16 protein-coding genes are annotated in these 16350 nt (G+C 75.5%); 9 read left to right on the top strand and 7 right to left on the bottom strand.

Annotated features, from left to right (window positions below; all coding sequences use genetic code 11):
• Positions 1-99 precede the first annotated feature (99 nt).
• Positions 100-1155, top strand: coding sequence for a low specificity L-threonine aldolase (locus IPO09_05540; GenBank protein MBK9516814.1), 1056 nt, complete (start codon positions 100-102; stop codon positions 1153-1155).
• Positions 1152-2168 carry a TIGR00266 family protein gene (locus IPO09_05535; GenBank protein MBK9516813.1) on the top strand — a complete coding sequence of 339 codons (1017 nt, stop codon included), beginning with the start codon at positions 1152-1154 and terminating at the stop codon, positions 2166-2168. Before IPO09_05540 ends, IPO09_05535 begins: the two co-directional genes overlap by 4 nt.
• A gap of 7 nt (positions 2169-2175) precedes the next feature.
• Here the strand turns inward: IPO09_05535 and IPO09_05530 are convergent, their stop codons facing one another.
• Positions 2176-2973, bottom strand: a complete 798-nt coding sequence (locus tag IPO09_05530; protein MBK9516812.1) for a prohibitin family protein — start codon at positions 2971-2973, stop codon at positions 2176-2178.
• Positions 2974-3085: 112 nt separating this feature from the next.
• Between IPO09_05530 and IPO09_05525 the strand changes: the two genes are divergently transcribed.
• Complete coding sequence (locus IPO09_05525; GenBank protein ID MBK9516811.1) at positions 3086-4081, top strand: hypothetical protein; 996 nt, start codon at positions 3086-3088, stop codon at positions 4079-4081.
• Here the strand turns inward: IPO09_05525 and IPO09_05520 are convergent.
• Positions 4078-4863 (bottom strand): glycerophosphodiester phosphodiesterase, encoded by a 786-nt coding sequence (locus tag IPO09_05520; protein ID MBK9516810.1) that lies wholly within the window; start codon positions 4861-4863, stop codon positions 4078-4080. The genes IPO09_05525 and IPO09_05520 overlap by 4 nt on opposite strands.
• Before the next feature lie 84 nt (positions 4864-4947).
• On the opposite strand from IPO09_05520, the gene tatA reads away from it, so the two are divergent.
• Positions 4948-5157, top strand: a complete 210-nt coding sequence (tatA, locus tag IPO09_05515; GenBank protein ID MBK9516809.1) for a twin-arginine translocase TatA/TatE family subunit — start codon at positions 4948-4950, stop codon at positions 5155-5157.
• Positions 5158-5217: 60 nt separating this feature from the next.
• On the opposite strand, the gene IPO09_05510 is transcribed toward tatA, so the two are convergent.
• Together IPO09_05510 and IPO09_05505 are read right to left on the bottom strand one after the other, a co-directional pair.
• The gene (locus IPO09_05510) at positions 5218-5919 is read right to left on the bottom strand and encodes a hypothetical protein (protein MBK9516808.1); all 702 of its coding nucleotides are present in this window, start codon (positions 5917-5919) and stop codon (positions 5218-5220) included.
• Positions 5920-5984: 65 nt separating this feature from the next.
• The gene (locus IPO09_05505; GenBank protein MBK9516807.1) at positions 5985-7541 is read right to left on the bottom strand and encodes a zinc-ribbon domain-containing protein; all 1557 of its coding nucleotides are present in this window, start codon (positions 7539-7541) and stop codon (positions 5985-5987) included.
• A 112-nt stretch (positions 7542-7653) separates the two neighbouring features.
• Here IPO09_05505 and IPO09_05500 point away from each other — a divergent pair, with 112 nt between their 5' ends.
• On the top strand, positions 7654-8250 hold the full coding sequence (locus IPO09_05500; GenBank protein MBK9516806.1) for a transcriptional regulator: 597 nt from the start codon (positions 7654-7656) through the stop codon (positions 8248-8250).
• Between the two features lie 65 nt (positions 8251-8315).
• Here IPO09_05500 and IPO09_05495 read toward each other — a convergent pair whose 3' ends face one another.
• Together IPO09_05495 and IPO09_05490 are read right to left on the bottom strand one after the other, a co-directional pair.
• On the bottom strand, positions 8316-9101 hold the full coding sequence (locus tag IPO09_05495; GenBank protein MBK9516805.1) for a ParA family protein: 786 nt from the start codon (positions 9099-9101) through the stop codon (positions 8316-8318).
• A gap of 11 nt (positions 9102-9112) precedes the next feature.
• Complete coding sequence (locus IPO09_05490; GenBank protein ID MBK9516804.1) at positions 9113-9451, bottom strand: hypothetical protein; 339 nt, start codon at positions 9449-9451, stop codon at positions 9113-9115.
• 35 nt (positions 9452-9486) lie between these two features.
• Between IPO09_05490 and IPO09_05485 the strand changes: the two genes are divergently transcribed.
• The 3 genes from IPO09_05485 to IPO09_05475 are packed head-to-tail and all read left to right on the top strand — an operon-like array spanning position 9487 to position 12880.
• Positions 9487-10458, top strand: coding sequence for an AAA family ATPase (locus tag IPO09_05485; protein MBK9516803.1), 972 nt, complete (start codon positions 9487-9489; stop codon positions 10456-10458).
• The gene (locus IPO09_05480) at positions 10455-11630 is read left to right on the top strand and encodes an ArsA family ATPase (protein ID MBK9516802.1); all 1176 of its coding nucleotides are present in this window, start codon (positions 10455-10457) and stop codon (positions 11628-11630) included. The genes IPO09_05485 and IPO09_05480 overlap by 4 nt, the downstream gene beginning before the upstream one ends.
• Positions 11631-11686: 56 nt before the next feature.
• Positions 11687-12880 carry a tetratricopeptide repeat protein gene (locus IPO09_05475; GenBank protein ID MBK9516801.1) on the top strand — a complete coding sequence of 398 codons (1194 nt, stop codon included), beginning with the start codon at positions 11687-11689 and terminating at the stop codon, positions 12878-12880.
• A gap of 40 nt (positions 12881-12920) precedes the next feature.
• On the opposite strand, the gene IPO09_05470 is transcribed toward IPO09_05475, so the two are convergent.
• On the bottom strand, positions 12921-14735 hold the full coding sequence (locus IPO09_05470) for a long-chain fatty acid--CoA ligase (GenBank protein ID MBK9516800.1): 1815 nt from the start codon (positions 14733-14735) through the stop codon (positions 12921-12923).
• Positions 14736-15001: 266 nt separating this feature from the next.
• Here IPO09_05470 and IPO09_05465 point away from each other — a divergent pair, with 266 nt between their 5' ends.
• Positions 15002-16318, top strand: a complete 1317-nt coding sequence (locus tag IPO09_05465) for an O-acetylhomoserine aminocarboxypropyltransferase/cysteine synthase (protein MBK9516799.1) — start codon at positions 15002-15004, stop codon at positions 16316-16318.
• Positions 16319-16350: the final 32 nt, after the last annotated feature.

Here is a 16350-nt window from a genome sequence, read left to right as displayed (position 1 = left end):
CGCGGGGCTTGGCTGGCCGGCCGGGCGGAGCCACCCCGGCGGCGGCTGACCGCTCAAACGGATGGACATCCGCTTCCCCCCGGGCTACGTGAGCGCGGCATGCCACCGGTCGCCCCCACCCTCCGCCAGTTCGCCTCCGACAACTACGCCGGCCTCGCGCCGGAGGCCCAGGCCGCCATGCTGGAGGCCAACCTCGGCCACGCCCCCGGCTACGGCGACGACCGCTGGACCGAGGAGGCCGCCGACCTGCTGCGCGCCCTCTTCGAGGCCGACTGCGACGTCTACTTCGCCTTCAACGGCACGGCCGCCAACTCGCTGGCCCTGGCCAGCCTGACGCAGAGCTACCACTCGGTGCTCTGCCACGAGACGGCCCACGTCGAGACCGACGAGTGCGGCGCGCCCGAGTTCTTCTCCAACGGCACCAAGGTGCTCACCATGCCCGGCCCGGGCGGCAAGGTGACGCCGGCCGGCGTCCGCCACCTGGTGGAGAGGCGCTCCGACATCCACTACCCGAAGCCCAGGGTGGTGTCGGTCACCCAGGCCACCGAGCAGGGGACCGTCTACACGCTCGAGGAGCTGCGCGCGGTGGGCGACGCCGCCCGGGCGCTGGGCCTGCGGGTCCACATGGACGGCGCCCGCTTCGCCAACGCGGTGGCGGCGCTGGGCTGCTCGCCGGCCGAGTCCACCTGGAAGGCCGGGGTGGACGTGCTCTGCTTCGGCGGCACCAAGAACGGCATGGCGGTGGGCGAGGCGGTGGTCTTCTTCGACCGGGCCCTCTCGGAGGAGTTCGCCTACCGCTGCAAGCAGGCGGGCCAGCTGGCCTCCAAGATGCGCTTCCTGTCGGCGCCCTGGGTGGGGATGCTGCGGGACGGCGCCTGGCTGCGCCGCGCCGCCCACGCCAACGCCATGGCGGCGCTGCTGCACCAGCGGCTGCGGCCGCTCCCGGGGCTGGTCGTGCTGCGGCCGCCGGAGGCCAACAGCCTGTTCGTGCAGCTGCCGCCGGGCGTGGGCGACGCGCTGCGGGCGCGCGGCTGGCGCTTCTACGACTTCATCGCCGGCGCCGGCTCGCGCCTCATGTGCGCCTGGGACACCACCCCGGCGGACGTGGCGGCGCTGGCGACCGACCTGGAGGCGCTGCTGGAGGGGGCCACGTGAGCACCTGGTACCTGACGGTTCTTGGCCAGCAGCAGGGGCCGCTGGAGGCCGCCGCCGTGGTGGCGCGGATCCGCGCCGGGGAGATCCCGGCCGACGCCTGGGTCTTCGGGCCGGGGATGGCCTCGTGGGAGCCCATCCGCTCGCGCGCCGAGTTCGCGCAGGCCTTCGCGCCGGGCGGCGCGCCGGCCCTGCGGGCGCCGCCGCCCCCGCCCCAGCCCGGCGGGCGGGCCCACGACATCGACTACGAGCTCTTCGGCGAGGAGCTGCAGTACGTCGAGATCACGCTCGATCCGCAGGAGGCGTGCGTCGCCGAGGCGGGGTCGTTCTTCTACATGGACCAGGGGATCGAGCTCCAGACCATCTTCGGCGACGGCTCGGGCCAGGGCGGCGGCCTGCTCGACAAGCTCTTCTCGGCGGGCCGGCGGGTGCTCACCGGCGAGTCGCTCTTCATGACCCTCTTCGCCAACACCGGCGGCGCGGGCCGCCGCAGGGTGGCCTTCGCCGCGCCCTACCCCGGCAAGATCGTGCCCATGCACCTCGGCAAGCTGGGCGGGACCATGATCTGCCAGAAGGACGCCTTCCTCTGCGCGGCCAAGGGGATCTCGGTGGGCATCGCGTTCCAGCGCAAGCTGGGGGCCGGCTTCTTCGGCGGCGAGGGGTTCATCCTCCAGAAGCTGGAGGGCGACGGCTACGCCTTCGTCCACGCCTGCGGCGCGGTGCTGGAGCGCGAGCTCGGGCCGGGCGAGACGCTGCGGGTCGACACCGGCTGCCTGGTGGCCTTCGAGCCGCGGGTGACCTACGACATCCAGCTGGTCAAGGGGGTCAAGACCGCCCTCTTCGGCGGCGAGGGGCTCTTCTTCGCCACGCTGACCGGCCCCGGCCGGGTGTGGCTCCAGTCGCTCCCGTTCAGCCGCTTCGCCAGCCGCGTCTTCTCCGCCGCCGGCGGTGCCGGGCGGGGGAAGGAGGAGGGCTCGGTGCTCGGCGGCCTGGGCCGGATGCTCTCGGGCGACTGACCCGCCGCTACTTGTCGGTCTGCAGGATGACCGGCAGCCCGCTCTTCCCGCTGCCCACGATGACGATCTTGGCGTTGGGGCTCATGGCCAGCGCCTGGGTGGCCTCGATGCCCTTCCACTGCAGGTACTCAGCGGTCAGCCCCTGCCGCACGATGGACTGGTAGGTGGCGATGCCCTCGGCCTCCACCTTCTTGCGCGTCGCCTCCTGGCGCTCCTTGTCGAGGGTGAACTTCATCTTCTGGCTGCGCTGCTCCTCGGCCAGCTTGTCGGCGATGGCGGTCTTGATGGTGTCCGGGAGCGCCACGTCGCGCACCAGCACCGCCTCCACGATGACGTGCTTGCCCTCCAGCGCCTTGAGGACCTCGTCGTAGATCTGCCGCTCGATCTCCTCGCGCTTGGTCGAGTAGATCTCCTCCGGCTGGTAGCGGCCGAAGACCTTGCGCGCCTCGGAGCGGACCACCGGCCCGATCACCTTCTGGTCGTAGTCCGGCCCGATCTTGGTCTGCAGCTCGAAGAGCTCGTCGAGCTTGGGGCGGTAGCGGATGGAGGCGTCCACCTGCATGGTCAGGCCGTTGGAGGAGATGACCACCAGCTGCTCCTTCATCTCGTGGACGCGCGTGTCGTACGGGATGACCGAGTTCCAGAGCGGCATGAGGTGCAGCCCCTCGCCCAGCACCTCGGTGGAGGTGCCGCCTCCCAGCGACTTGAAGACGATGCCGCGGTGGCCCGAGTCCACCACCGGGCAGCGGCAGCCGGGCAGGAAGGGCATGGCGACGAGCGAGAGGAGCAGGAGCGTGCGACGCATGGTGTATCCTCCGAGGCGGACCATCCACCCTAACGTGGGCGGCTTCGTTGACACCCCCGAAATCGGGGCAGTACCCTCGACGGGCTTTCCACGTCACCTCCTCGGAGGACTCATGCGTCGCCTGCTGGCGCCCCTGGCCGCCGTGCTCGCCCTCGCCGCCACCCCCGCCGGGGCCGGTGAGCCGCTCGATCTCGACCTGACCCGGCTGGGTGCTCCCAGGGCCTCGATCTGGCTGGCCATCCCGGCCTCGCTGGGGCCGCCCTCGGCCGGAGACGCGGCGCTGCTGGCCAGCGAGTCGCGCAGCCGCTTCGCCCGGCTGGCCACCGATCTGGCCCTGGCCTGGACCTCGTCGCTGCTGCAGCCCGCCTCCACCACCGGCCACTCCGGCTTCCAGGTGGACCTGGAGGCCTCCTACACCGGCGTGAGCCACGGCGTGGTGGGCGCCACCGGGTACACGCCCAGCGGCGCCGGCGCGCCGGCCTTCCCGCGCGACCCCTGGCAGACCCGGTCCATGAAGCCGAACGAGCTGCTGGTCACCTCGGCGCACGTGCGCAAGGCGCTCCCCTTCAGCATCGAGCTGGGCGGGCGCCTCTCCTACCTGTCGCAGTCGAGCTACTTCGCCGCCCAGGTGGAGGCCAAGTGGGCGCTGCTGGAGGGGTACCGGCTCTTCCCCGACGTGGCGCTGCGCGGCGCCTACACGCTGGCGCTCGGCCAGCGCGACCTGGACCTGGCCACCATGGAGTACGGCCTGCTGGTGTCGAAGCGCTTCGGCACCAGCGCGGTGATGGCCCTGACGCCCTACGCCGCGGCCCGCCTCACGCAGCTGCGCGCCGGCTCGGAGGAGATGAACTTCGCCCCCGACCAGCCCGCCCCGGCCACGCCGGCCGAGGTGGCCGCGTCCTCGGGCGCCTTCCCGTCGCTGCGCGCCTGGCTCTACCGCACCACCGCCGGCCTCCGGCTCACCAGCTCGGCGGTGTCGCTGGCGGCCGAGGTGACCTGGTTCGGCGGCGCCACGCTGGGTGAGGCGGGCGCCGGCGAGGACGGGTACGAGCCGGTCAAGGTGCCGGCCTCGCTGGCCGGCGCGGTCAAGTTCGGGTTCGAGTTCTAGGCCCCGGCGCCGCCCGCCCGCCCGAGCGCCCGCCGCGCCGCGCCCGGCGCGTTGGTGATGAGCGCCGCCACCCCGGCCCGGGCCAGCCGCGCCTGCTCGTCCGGCTGGTCCACCGTCCAGACGGCCACGGCGCGCCCCGACCGCACCCAGCGCCCCAGCCGCGCCGGCGTGCAGAGCCGGCGATCGGGGTGCAGGGCCGAGGGGCGCAGCCGGGCCACGCCCACCGGCACCCGCCAGCGCCAGTGCCAGGCGTCCTCGAAGAGCAGGCCGGTGGCCAGCCGCGGCGCCGCGGCGCGCAGGGCCGCCACCAGGGAGAAGTCGAAGGAGGAGACCAGCACCCGGGCCTCGGCCCGGGCCGCCGCCACCGCCGCCGCCACCCCGGCCGCCAGCCCGGGGTCGCCGCCGCCGCGGCGCGCCTTCAGCTCCACGTTGATGACCGCGTCGGGCAGCGCCTCCAGCACCTCGGCCAGCAGCGGGATCCGCTCGCCGCGGAAGCCCGCCCCCTTCCAGGCGCCGGCGTCGAGGGCGCGCAGCGCGGCCAGCGGGGCCTCGGGCACCAGCAGGGCCTGGCCGCAGGTGCGCAGGGTGGACTCGTCGTGGATGACCACGATCTCGCCGCTGCCGCAGCGCCACACGTCCAGCTCCACCCCGTCGGCCCCCTGCGCCGCCGCCAGCCGGAAGGCGGCCAGGGTGTTCTCCGGCGCCTCGGCCGAGGCGCCGCGGTGGCCCAGCACGAGCGGGCGGCCGGCGGCGCGTGGGGCGGGGACGAAGGGGAGGTCCATGACGGGTTGGCGGGCGGCGCGCCGGGCGTCTATGCTACCGCGCCTCCGGGCCAGGTGGCCCCGCGGAAAGGTGCGAACGCAGCCATGGGCATGGGTGAGCTGATCATCGTCCTCGTCGTCGTGCTCCTGATCTTCGGGGCCGGCAAGATCCCGCAACTGGGCGACGGGCTGGGCAAGGCCATCCGCAACTTCAAGAAGTCGGTGACCGAGGACCCGGCCATCGACGTGACGCCCCCCAAGCCGGCGCCGCCCGCACCCCCGACCGCCGGCGACGAGCCCCCCGCCGGGCGCTGAGCGGCCGCGGAGAAGCCCCGTCGCCGGGGACTCCCTCACGGCCTCCGGGTCCGAGGCGGCTCACCCGCCCCGCCGCCGGGCCGCCAGCCTCGCGGCGGTGGCCCGCAGCAGCCCGTGGACCGCCCCGTCGCGGGCCAGGTCGGCCAGGTCGGCCGCAGGCAGGAAGGGCAGCAGCTTGAGCGCCACGCCCGGCTCGGCGAACGGGTTGCGCACCACCGCGGCCACCACCGCCAGGCGCGTCCGCCAGCGGCGCGACTCGGCCAGCAGGCGCAGGGTCTCGGGCCGCATGGGCCGGCGCGAGGCGATGCGCACCGCGAAGGGCTCGGTGAGCTGCGGGTTGCGCAGGAGCTCGCGCACCACCGACGGCTCCCCCTCGGCCGCCAGCCGGGCCAGCAGGTCGGGATCGCGGTGGGTGCGGGCCAGCGTCTTCTTGTGGCCCAGCGTGAGGTGCGACAGGCGGGCGTCGGCCTTGTCGCGCGGGGCCACCCAGGGGCGGGCGGCGGGTGGGGAGACCAGCAGGCTGGTCACCTCCAGCAGGTCGTCGGCGGCCGCCACCGCGTAGACCTCGGCCAGGTGCTCGTAGAGCAGCGCCGCGTCGGGCCCCACCAGCGCCTGGGCCACCGCGGCGTGGGCCGCCCGGGCCTCGGGCTCCGGCAGGCCGGCCAGCGCGCCCACCAGCCGGGCCGCCTCGGCCGCCGGCAGCGCCGCCAGGGCCCTGGCCGCCGCGCCGGCCCGCGCCGGCCCCTCCTCGTACCCGGCCAGCGTCCGGGCGAACCCGCGGGCCGCCTCGTGGCCAGCCGCCGCGCCGCGCGGCCTGGCCGGCGGGGTCACCGGGCGTCCTCCGCCCGGACCTCGAGCCTGAGCGAGGCGCCGGCCGCGGCGGCCGCCGGGCCGTCCATCACCAGCAGGAAGGGGACGCGGTCGCCGGGCCGCACCAGCGAAGGCGCCCGGGCGCGGGCCAGCGCCGCCAGGCCGGCCACCGCCGCCTCGTCGGCGGCCTGGTGCAGCTCCTCCGCGGTGGGCACCGCGCCCGCCAGCCCCTCGGCGCCGCCCACCACCTGCCCGTCCTTCACCACCGAGACCAGCACCCGCACCGCGCCCACCGGGCCGGCGGCGCGCGACAGCACCTCGCCGCGCACGAAGAGCAGCGGGGCGCCGCGGTGGCGCTCGTAGAGGCCGCTGGTCACCCGCTCGGCGGCGAAGGGCCCGGCGCGGTCGCGGTGGGTCAGGGCCGCCAGCACCGCCGAGGGGTGGAAGGCCTCCGAGAGCGGCACGCCGCCGCGCCAGACCACCAGCAGCGCCAGGGCCACCAGCAGCAGCACGGCCAGCGAGAGCGCGCTGACCGCGGCCGCGCGCAGGCGCCCCGGGCGGCGCGGCGGCCGCTCGCCCTCGGCGGGCGGGTCCTCCGCGGCCGGCGCCAGGGCGTCGGGCTGGCCCGCCGCGCGGCCGGCCGGCGCCGCGGCCGGACGGGGCTCGCCGCGGGGCGGAGGCCCGGACACCACCAGCGGGTCGGCGTCCACGGCGGCGGCGGCGAAGGGGTCCTCCCGCAGCGGCGCCTCCAGGCGCGGCGCCGGCGTGGCGGCCGGCAGCGGGTCGAAGCCGCCGAAGGGCTCGCCGGGCAGGTCGTTGGTCAGCGGAGGGATGTCGCCGGGGCTGCCGCCGCCGAAGCCGAGCTCGCCCTCGTCGGGCCCGCCGAAGGGGTCGCCCATGGGGGCGGACGAGCGGGGGCGCGGCGCGGGCGCGCTGCGCTCCTCCAGCGTCAGGTCCCCCGCGTCCCCGAGGGGCGACGGCAAGGGGGCGGCGAAGGGGTCCTCCTCGGGCTCGAGCGGCGCCGGGGGCGCCCGCAGCAGGTCCTCAGGCACCGGCGCCTGCACCGCCGCGAACGGGTCGAGGGCGGTCTGGAACGGGTCCTCGGACGGCGGCGGGGCCTGGCCGCCCACCCCGGCCCGGTGCGAGGGCGGGCCGAAGGGGTCGTCCCGGGGCGGCAGGGCCGGGCCCGGGGACGGGGGGTTGAAGAGGTACTCGGAGGTCGGCGGCGGCCCGAAGGGATCCGGCGGTGGCGCCGGGCGGGCCAGCTCCCGGGCGCGCGGGGTGCGCACCTCCAGGTCGATCTCGAAGGCGGCGCGGGCGTCCACCGGCACCCCCACCTCGCTGGAGGGCGCCGCCGGGGCCGCGGCCGGGAGCGACGCGGCCGTGGAGGCGCGGCGCGGCAAGGGCGGTGGCCCCGCCAGGGGGACCGGCGGCGGGGTGGGCTCGACCACCTCCTCGCGGTGGACCATGAAGACGGTCTGGCACCTGGAGCAGCGGAGCTTGGCGCCCTGGGGCCCGACCTTGGCGTCGGCGACCTTGAACTTGGCTGAGCAGCCGGTGCAGACGACGATCATGAGGGGGCCCGTCCGAGACCGAGGAGATTACACCGCGTTCCCCTTGACACCAAGCGCCATCGCCAGAACAATCCCCGCGATTGCAGGCACTTGCGCACTACCCGGTGACCCGATGAACGACGTGCCCTCGCCGCCCGACGAGTTCGCCTCCCCCGGACGCGAGCCCAAGGTGATCAAGCGCTACACCAACCGGAAGCTCTACGACACGGTGGAGTCGCGCTACGTCACGCTCGACGAGATCGCCGAGATGATCAAGGCGGGCGCCGAGGTGAAGGTGGTCGACAACCGCACCAAGGACGACCTCACCGCGGTCACCCTGGCGCAGATCATCTTCGAGGAGGAGAAGAAGACCTCCAAGATGAGCCTGAAGACCCTGCTCGGCCTCATCCGCCACGGCAGCGAGGTGGCGCAGCAGCTGGTGGACGGCGCCGGCGGCGACCTGCGCGGCAAGGTGGACGCGGTCCGGCAGGCGGCCGAGAGCCGCGTGCAGGGGCTGCTGGCGCGCGGCCAGCAGACCGGCGAGCGGGCCCGCGAGCTGGTGAGCGCCTCGCAGGAGGCGCTGGCCAGCCTGCAGAAGCGCATCGACGAGCGGGTGCGCGCCGCCGCCGAGGGCGTGCAGCACCTGCCCGAGGTGAACCGGCAGCTGGAGGACATCTCGCAGCGCATCGCCGCGCTGGAGTCGAAGCTCGACGAGCTGACGAGGAAGTAGGCCGCCCGGGCCGGGCGCCCGCGGGCGGGCGGCCCCGCGGCGCGGCCCTGCCGGCGGCGGGAGGGTCAGCGGCGCGGCGGCGGCGCCCCCAGCGCCCGCACCAGCACCTCGTCGGCGATCTCGGCCAGGGCCACCGCGCCGGGGCTGCGCGGGGCGTGCTCGAAGACGGTGCGGCCGAAGCTCTGCGCCTCGTCCACCTTGACCGACCAGCCCAGGACGGCGTGGGAGAGCTGGTCCGGGAAGCGCTGGCGCAGGGTGGCCAGGATCTCGTCGGCCAGCTGGGTCTTGCGGTAGAGGGCCGGCACCACCAGCGCCAGCTCGGGCGCGCGGCCGTGGGCGGCGCGCAGGTCGTCGAGCGACTCCATGATCTCGGCGCAGCCGTCCAGCGCCAGGTAGGTGAGCGCCACCGGCACCACGATGGCGTCGGCCGCGTAGAGCACGTTCTCCGTGATCAGCGAGCGCGAGGGCGGCGAGTCGATGAGCACCGCGTCGTAGCGCCCGGCCGGGATCCCGGCCAGGCGGGAGGCCAGCCGGGTGGCGCGGTCGGGCGCCGCGGCCAGCGCCACCGGCAGGCCGGCCAGCGCCTTGTTGGCCGGCAGCAGGTCCAGGCCCGGCACCGGGGTGGGGCGCACCACCTCCTCGAACGAGGCCTGGCCGAGCAGCCACTCGTGCACCGTGGGCGAGAGGCCGCGCACGTCCACCCCCAGCGACTTGCCGGCGTGGCCCTGGGTGTCGAGGTCGGCCAGCAGGACGCGCAGCGAGCGCCCGGTGGCCAGCCAGGCCCCGGTGTTGACCGCCAGGGTGGTCTTGCAGGTGCCGCCCTTCTCGTTGATGAAGGCGATCCGGCGCATCCGGCTCAGGCTCAGCGTCCGTCGGCCGGGGGCGGGTCGCGGCGCGGCGCGGCCGGTGGGGCGGCGTCGAGGCGGGCCGAGAGGTCGTCGAGCAGCGCCTCGAGCTCGTCGATCTTCTGCTTGAGGGCCTGCACCTCGCCGGCGCTGGGGAGGTTGGCGGCCTTGAGGGCGGTCTGCACCCCGGCCTCGAAGGTGGCGCGGGCGGTGGAGGCGGCGGTCAGCAGCCCCTGCAGCCCGGTGGCCACCGCCTGGCTGGAGAGGAGCTTGCCGACCGCCCGCTCCGCCTGCTGCTCGCCGGCGGCCAGGGCCTTCTTCACGAGCGGGTTCTTGAGCACGTCGTCGAAGAGCATGGTGGACGGGTCCCTTTCGGAATAGCGTACCACGCGTGCCCAGCGCCCTCCTCGACCGCCGACTGGTCGTCGTCACCGGCAAGGGCGGCGTGGGCAAGTCGTCGGTGGCCGCCGCGCTGGCGGTGCTGGCGGCCCGGGCCGGCAAGCGGGTGCTGGTCTGCGAGGTGAACGCGCAGGAGCGGGTGGCGCCGCTCCTGGGCGCGCCGCCGGCCGGGCCCACCGTCCGGGCGGCCCGGCCCGGGCTGCACACCGTGGACGTCACCCCGGCCGAGGCCATGCGCGAGTACGGCCTGATGATCCTCAGGTTCCGCGCGGTCTACGAGGCGGTCTTCGAGAACCGCCTGGTGCGCCACTTCCTGCGGGTGGTGCCCTCGCTGGGCGAGCTGGTCATGCTCGGCAAGATCCTGCACGAGGCCCGCGCCGAGGTGCGCGGCAGGCCGCGCTGGGACCTGGTGGTGCTGGACGCGCCCTCCACCGGCCACTGCGTGCAGCTGCTGCGGGTGCCGGGCGCCATGCTGGGCACCGTGCCGCCCGGGCCGCTCCGCAGCGACGCGCTGTGGATGCGCGACTGGCTGGTCGACCCGGCCCGCACCGCGCTGGCCCTGGTGACGCTGCCGGAGGAGATGCCGGTGACCGAGGCCATCGAGCTCGACGCGGCGCTGCGGGCGCAGGTGGGGCTGGCGCCGGCGGCGCTGGTGGTGAACGCCATGCCGCCGGCGCGGTTCTCGGCCGCCGAGGCGGCGCGGCTCCCCGGGCTGGCGGACGGGCCCCCGCCGCTCGGGCCGGCGGCCCGGGCCGGGCGGCTGCAGGCGGTGCGGGCCGAGGCCTCGGCCCGCGAGGCGGCCCGCGCCCGGGCGGCGCTCGACCTGCCCACCACCCTCCTGCCCCTGCTGGCCTCGCCGACCTTCGGCGCGCCGGAGGTGGAGCGGCTGGCCGACGTGCTGGGCGCGCCCGGGCCGGGTGAGCCGGCCTGGCTCGCCCCGGCCGCCCCCGGGAGGGCGCCGTGAGCGAGCTCGGCGACGCCGTGGCGGGCCGGCGGGTGCTGGTGTGCGTCGGCTCCGGCGGGGTGGGCAAGACCACGGTGGCCGCGGCGCTGGGGCTGGCGGCGGCGCTGCGCGGGCAGCGGGTGCTGGTCTGCACCATCGACCCGGCGCGGCGGCTGGCCAGCGCCATGGGGCTGGCCGCGCTCGGCAACGTCGAGGCGCGCGTGCCGGACCAGGCCTTCCAGGAGGCCGGGCTCTCGCCGAAGGGCGAGCTCTTCGCCATGATGCTCGACGTGAAGCGCACCTGGGACGACCTGGTGACCCGCTTCGCCCCCGACCCGGCCCGGCGCGACCGCATCCTGCAGAACCGGCTCTACCAGCAGATGTCCGCCGCGCTGGCCGGCTCGCAGGAGTACATGGCCATGGAGAAGCTGCACGAGCTGGCCACCGACCGGGACTACGATCTCATCGTCCTCGACACGCCGCCCACCGCCCACGCCCTCGACTTCCTCGACGCCCCGGAGCGGGTCCTCGACTTCCTGGGCAACGACGCGGCGCGGGCGCTGCTGGCCCCGGCCGCCGGGGCCGGGCGGGTGGGGCTCCGGCTGGCCCAGCTCGGCACCAGCTACGTGGCCAGGACCCTGTCGCGCTTCACCGGCGCCCAGCTGCTGGGCGACCTGGGGGAGTTCCTGGCCGGCTTCCACGGCATGTACGACGGGTTCAAGGCGCGGGCCGCCGAGGTGCGTGCGCTGCTGGCGCGCCCCACCACCGGCTTCGTGCTGGTGGCCAGCCCGAGCCCGCTCTCCATCGACGAGGCGCTGGCCTTCCACCAGCGGCTGCGCGCCGAGGGGATGCCGGTGGCCGGCCTGGTGGCCAACCGCGTGACCGCCAGCCTGTGGGACGGGGCCGGGCCGCTGCCCGACGCCGCGGCCCTGGCGGCGGCGCTGGAGGCGGCCGCGGGCGCGCCGGCGTCGCCCGGCGACGGCGCGGGGGCCGGGCAGCCCACCGGCGCCGCCGGCCCGCTGGCCGACCGGCTGGCGGCCACCCTGGCCGAGCACCAGGCGCTGGCCGAGGCCGACGCCCGGGCCCTGGCCCGGCTCTTCGAGGCGGCGCCGCTGCCGCGGGCGGTGGTGCCGCGCCTGGAGCTCGACGTGCACGACCTGGCCGGCCTCGCCAGGCTGGCCGAACGGCTCTAGACGGGGCGAACGGGGTGATCGCGAATCGCCCACGGTCGTATAGGATGGCTGGCCCCGTGCGCCTCCGCCTCGCCCTCCTCGCCGCGCTGCTCCCCGCCTGCGCCGCCGTCCGGCCCCCGGCCGTGGCCGCGGCCCCGTGCGCCGCGGCCGGCCTGCCCTGCCCGGCCCCGCCCGCTCCCGCCGCGCCGCCCACCGGCCCCGTCGACCTGGCCTACGAGCCGGAGCAGGTGCTGGTCACCCCCCTCGACCTCGAGCTGAGCGGCAAGAACGACGAGGAGCTCTTCGCCGTGGGGCAGGCCGCCTTCTCCGCCGGCGACCACCGCCGCGCCGCCGCGGCCTTCGGGCGGCTGGCCGACCTCTTCCCGGCCTCGCGCCACGAGGCCGCCGCGCTCTACGACGCGGGGCTGGCGCACCAGCGGCTGGAGGAGTGGCGACCGGCGCTGGAGCGGTTCGAGCGGCTGGTGAGGCGCTACGACGGGCCGGACGCCGACGAGGCGGCCTTCAAGGCGGCCGAGTGCCGCTACCACCTGGGCGAGCTCGAGGCGGCCCACGGGCTGCTCGACGCCCTGGCCCGCCGGACCGACCTGCCGGCCGGTGAGCACCTGCGCGCCCTCACCCAGCGCGGCATCGTGGAGCTGGAGCTGGGCCGCTCGGAGGAGGCCGAGCAGAGCCTGCGGCTGGCGGTCTCGGCCTGGAAGCAGGCCAGCGAGCACGAGCGGCTCGACGACTACGACGCCTCGCAGGCCCAGTTCTACCTGGGCGAGGTCTACCGCGGGCACTTCCTGGCGGTGCGCCTCGACCCCTCCGCCGGGAGCGAGGCCACGCTGGCCCGGGACCTGGAGGACAAGGCCTCGCTCCTGCTGTCGGCGCAGGGCCACTACCTGCGCGCCATCCGCATGGGCCACCCGGACTGGGCGGTGGCCGCCGGCTACCGCATCGGCGAGCTCTACGACGCCCTGCACGCCGCGCTGGTGGAGGCGCCGCTGCCGCCCGGGCTGGACGCCGAGGAGACCGAGGCCTACCGCGCCGAGCTCAGGCGCAAGGTGCGGGTGCTGGTCACCAAGGCCATCGCCATCTACGAGCAGACGCTCGCGGTGGCCGGCCGGACCCGCCTGGAGAGCAACCGCTTCGTGGCCGAGACCCAGGCCTCGCTCGACCGGATGAAGCGCGCCCTGCAGGAGGTGCCGCCCGACCTGGCGCCGCCGCCCGAGCCGGCCCTGCCGGCCGACGCCGTGCCGGAGAAGGGGTAGGCGGCGGCGCCCCGGCCGGCGGCCACCGCCCCGGGCCGCCCTACCCGCTCGCCGGGTACATGGCGTCGAGGGCCGCCCGGTGGCGCTGCTCGATGGCCTTGCGCCTCAGCTTCTGCGACGGCGTCACCTCGCCCTCCGCCTCGGTGAACTCGCGCGGCAGGAGGGTGAAGCGCTTCACGGTGGCGAAGCGCGGCAGGGTGCCGTTGAGCTCGTCGACCGCCCGCTGCACCAGCGCCTTGACCGACAGGTGCTCGGCGGCGCGGGCCGGGCTGAGCTCGCCCAGCCCCTGGGCCACCCCCCAGCGGCGCAGCCCCTCCGGCTCCAGCGTCACCAGCGCCGTCACGTAGTTGCGCCGGTCGCCGTGGATCAGCACCTGCGAGAGGTACGGGCAGGCCGCCTTGAGCCGCGCCTCCAGCTCGGAGGGGGCGATGAACTTGCCGCCCGAGGTCTTGATCAGGTCCTTCTTGCGGTCGGTGATGGCCAGGCGCCCCTGCGCGTCGAGCACCCCCACGTCGCCGGTGTGGAGCCACCCCTCGGCGTCCAGCGCCTCGGCGGTGGCCTCCGGCAGGCCGCGGTAGCCGCGCATGATCCAGGGGCCGCGCATCAGCACCTCGCCGTCCTCGGCCAGGCGCACCTCGATGCCGGGGAAGGTGGGGCCCACCGTGCCGAGCGTGCGGTTCCAGGGGAGGTTGCAGTGGGTGGCGGCCGACGACTCGGTCAGGCCGTAGCCCTCCAGGATGACCACGCCCATGGCGTCGAAGAACTCGGCCACGTCGCGCGACAGCGGCGCCGACCCGGAGATGAAGAAGCGCAGCCGCCCGCCGAAGACGGCCCGCACCTTCTGGAACACCAGCCGGTCGGCCAGCGCGCGCTGGAGCGCCAGCAGCGCGCCGGGCTGCCGGCCCTCCCGCTCCAGCGCCGCCGCCTCCCGCCCCACGCCCAGGGCCCACTCGAAGACCAGCCGCCTGAGGCCCCCGCCCTCGGTGGCGCCGGTCACCACCTTGGCGTGCACCTTCTCGAAGATGCGGGGCACGGCGCACACGAAGGTGGGCCCGAGGGCGGCCAGGTTCTCCACGATCTTCTCGACGCGCCCGTCCACCGCGGTGGGGAACCCGATGCGCAGCTGGGCCGTGCCGATCATCTTGCCGAAGGAGTGGGCCAGCGGCAGCCAGAAGAACTGCAGCACGTCCGGGTGGTCCAGGATGCCGGAGCGCTGCACCGCGGCCGACTGCGAGACCCAGCAGGCGTGGGTCAGCTCCACGCCCTTGGGCCGCCCGGTGGTGCCGGAGGTGTAGATGAGGGTGGCCAGCGCGTCGCCCCGCACCTCGCCGCAGATCTCCTCGAAGGCCCCCGGGTGGCTGGCGGCGTGGGCCCGCCCGGTGGCCTCGAGCTGGTCGAGCCCCAGGACGAAGCCGTCGGCGCTGCCGCCGCCCTCGAAGGTCACCACGTGGCGCAGCCGGGGCAGCTCCTCGCGGCGGGCGGCCAGCTTGGCGACCTGCTGCGGGTCCTCGGCGAAGCAGACCACCGCGCCGGAGTCGGCCAGGATGAAGGCGCACTCGTCGGCGGTGGAGGACGGGTAGATGGTGGAGGTGGCGCCGCCGGCGCAGAGGATGCCGAAGTCGGCCAGCACCCACTCGATGCGGGTGCCGGCCAGGATGGCGCAGACGTCCTCCATGCCCACCCCGAGGGCGCGCAGCCCGGAGGCGATGGCCCGCACCCGGGCCTCGGTGTCGGCCCAGGTCAGGCTGCGCCAGCCGCCGCCGGCCACCGGGTGGCGGAAGGCCTCGGCGTGGGGCGTGGCGCCGACGCGTTCCAGGAAGAGCTCGGGGACGGAGCGGGGGGCGTGCTCGGACATGGTGGGGGATGGTAACGGCTCCCCGACGGGCGTGGGGAGCGGCGTTTGAGCGGCGAGCGGCCGCCCCGGCAGGGCCCCGACGCAGCGTCGGCCCGGCGGCGCCCCGCTGCGCCCGGGCCGGGGCGTCGGCGGCTCCGTCCGTCATGGCGGACCCTCCTGCGACCACCATGACCCCGTTTCCAGGCCGAATCCGTCTTGACGGAGAAGCGTCCAGTAACTAGGATGCCCCTCCAATCAAACGGAACCAGCAAAGGACCACCACCGCCATGGCCCTCCCGCCCAACCGCACCCCCCGCTTCGAGACCCTGCAGGTCCACGCCGGCCAGGAGCCGGACCCGACCACCAAGTCCCGGGCGGTGCCCATCTACCAGACCACCTCCTACACCTTCGACTCGGCGGAGCACGGCGCCAACCTCTTCGCGCTCAAGGCGTTCGGCAACATCTACACGCGCCTGATGAACCCGACCACCGACGTCTTCGAGAAGCGGGTGGCCGCGCTCGAGGGCGGCGTGGCGGCGCTGGCCACCGCCTCGGGCCACGCGGCCCAGTTCCTGGCCATCACCAACATCGCCCAGGCCGGCGACAACATCGTCTCCTCCAGCCGGCTCTACGGCGGCACCTACAACCAGTTCAAGGTCACCCTGCCCCGGCTCGGCATCGGCGTGAAGCTGGTCGACTCGGTGGAGGCGGCCGACCTGGCCAGGGCCATCGACGCCAAGACCAAGGCCCTCTACGTCGAGACCATCGGCAACCCCGGCTTCGACATCGCCGACCTGCCCGGCCTGGCCAGGGCGGCCCACGACGCCGGCATCCCGCTCATCGTGGACAACACCTTCGCCGCCGCCGGCTACCTGTGCCGCCCCATCGAGCACGGCGCCGACGTGGTGGTGGAGTCGGCCACCAAGTGGATCGGCGGCCACGGCACCTCCATCGGCGGCGTCATCGTCGACTCGGGGAAGTTCGACTGGGCCAGGAGCGGCAAGTTCCCCTTCTTCACCGAGCCCTCGCCCGGCTACCACGGCCTGGTCTTCAACTCGGTCTTCGGCGTGGGCGGCCCCTTCGGCAACATCCAGTTCATCATCCGCGCCCGGGTCGAGGGGCTGCGCGACCAGGGCCCGGCCCTCTCGCCCTTCAACTCGCACCAGTTCCTGCTGGGGCTCGAGACCCTCTCGCTCCGGGTGCAGCGCCACGCCGACAACACCCTGGCGCTGGCCCGCTGGCTGGAGCAGCACCCGCAGGTGGCCTGGGTGCTGTACCCGGGCCTGCCGAGCCACAAGCACCACGAGCGGGCGAAGCAGCTGCTGCGCAACGGCTTCGGCGGGGTGCTCTCCTTCGGCATCAAGGGCGGCGGCGACGCCGGCCGGAAGTTCATCGACAACGTCAAGCTGGCCAGCCACCTGGCCAACGTGGGCGACGCCAAGACGCTGGTCATCCAGCCCTCCACCACCACCCACTCGCAGCTCTCCGAGGCCGAGCAGAAGACCGCCGGCGTGACCCCGGATCTCATCCGGGTGTCGGTGGGCCTCGAGCACATCGAGGACATCAAGGAGGACTTCGCCGAGGCCTTCGCGGCGGCGAGGTAGCGCGAAGGGCGGCGCAGGCCCCACCAGGGCCG

It is taken from the genome of Anaeromyxobacter sp. (assembly GCA_016718565.1).
Classification (GTDB): Bacteria; Myxococcota; Myxococcia; order Myxococcales; family Anaeromyxobacteraceae; genus JADKCZ01.
Note: the sequence above shows the minus strand (reverse complement) of the source record. Positions and strands in the feature narration are given on the sequence as shown.

Bases quoted from the DNA above. Each gene is read 5' to 3' on its own strand.
- IPO09_05490 (MBK9516804.1), bottom strand. From the start codon at position 9,451: ATGCTCTTCGACGACGTGCTCAAGAACCCGCTCGTGAAGAAGGCCCTG.
- IPO09_05530 (MBK9516812.1), bottom strand. From the start codon at position 2,973: ATGCGTCGCACGCTCCTGCTCCTCTCGCTCGTCGCCATGCCCTTCCTG.
- IPO09_05465 (MBK9516799.1), top strand. From the start codon at position 15,002: ATGGCCCTCCCGCCCAACCGCACCCCCCGCTTCGAGACCCTGCAGGTC.
- IPO09_05470 (MBK9516800.1), bottom strand. From the start codon at position 14,735: ATGTCCGAGCACGCCCCCCGCTCCGTCCCCGAGCTCTTCCTGGAACGC.
- IPO09_05540 (MBK9516814.1), top strand. From the start codon at position 100: ATGCCACCGGTCGCCCCCACCCTCCGCCAGTTCGCCTCCGACAACTAC.
- IPO09_05495 (MBK9516805.1), bottom strand. From the start codon at position 9,101: ATGCGCCGGATCGCCTTCATCAACGAGAAGGGCGGCACCTGCAAGACC.
- IPO09_05520 (MBK9516810.1), bottom strand. From the start codon at position 4,863: ATGGACCTCCCCTTCGTCCCCGCCCCACGCGCCGCCGGCCGCCCGCTC.
- IPO09_05525 (MBK9516811.1), top strand. From the start codon at position 3,086: ATGCGTCGCCTGCTGGCGCCCCTGGCCGCCGTGCTCGCCCTCGCCGCC.
- tatA (MBK9516809.1), top strand. From the start codon at position 4,948: ATGGGCATGGGTGAGCTGATCATCGTCCTCGTCGTCGTGCTCCTGATC.
- IPO09_05505 (MBK9516807.1), bottom strand. From the start codon at position 7,541: ATGATCGTCGTCTGCACCGGCTGCTCAGCCAAGTTCAAGGTCGCCGAC.
- IPO09_05500 (MBK9516806.1), top strand. From the start codon at position 7,654: ATGAACGACGTGCCCTCGCCGCCCGACGAGTTCGCCTCCCCCGGACGC.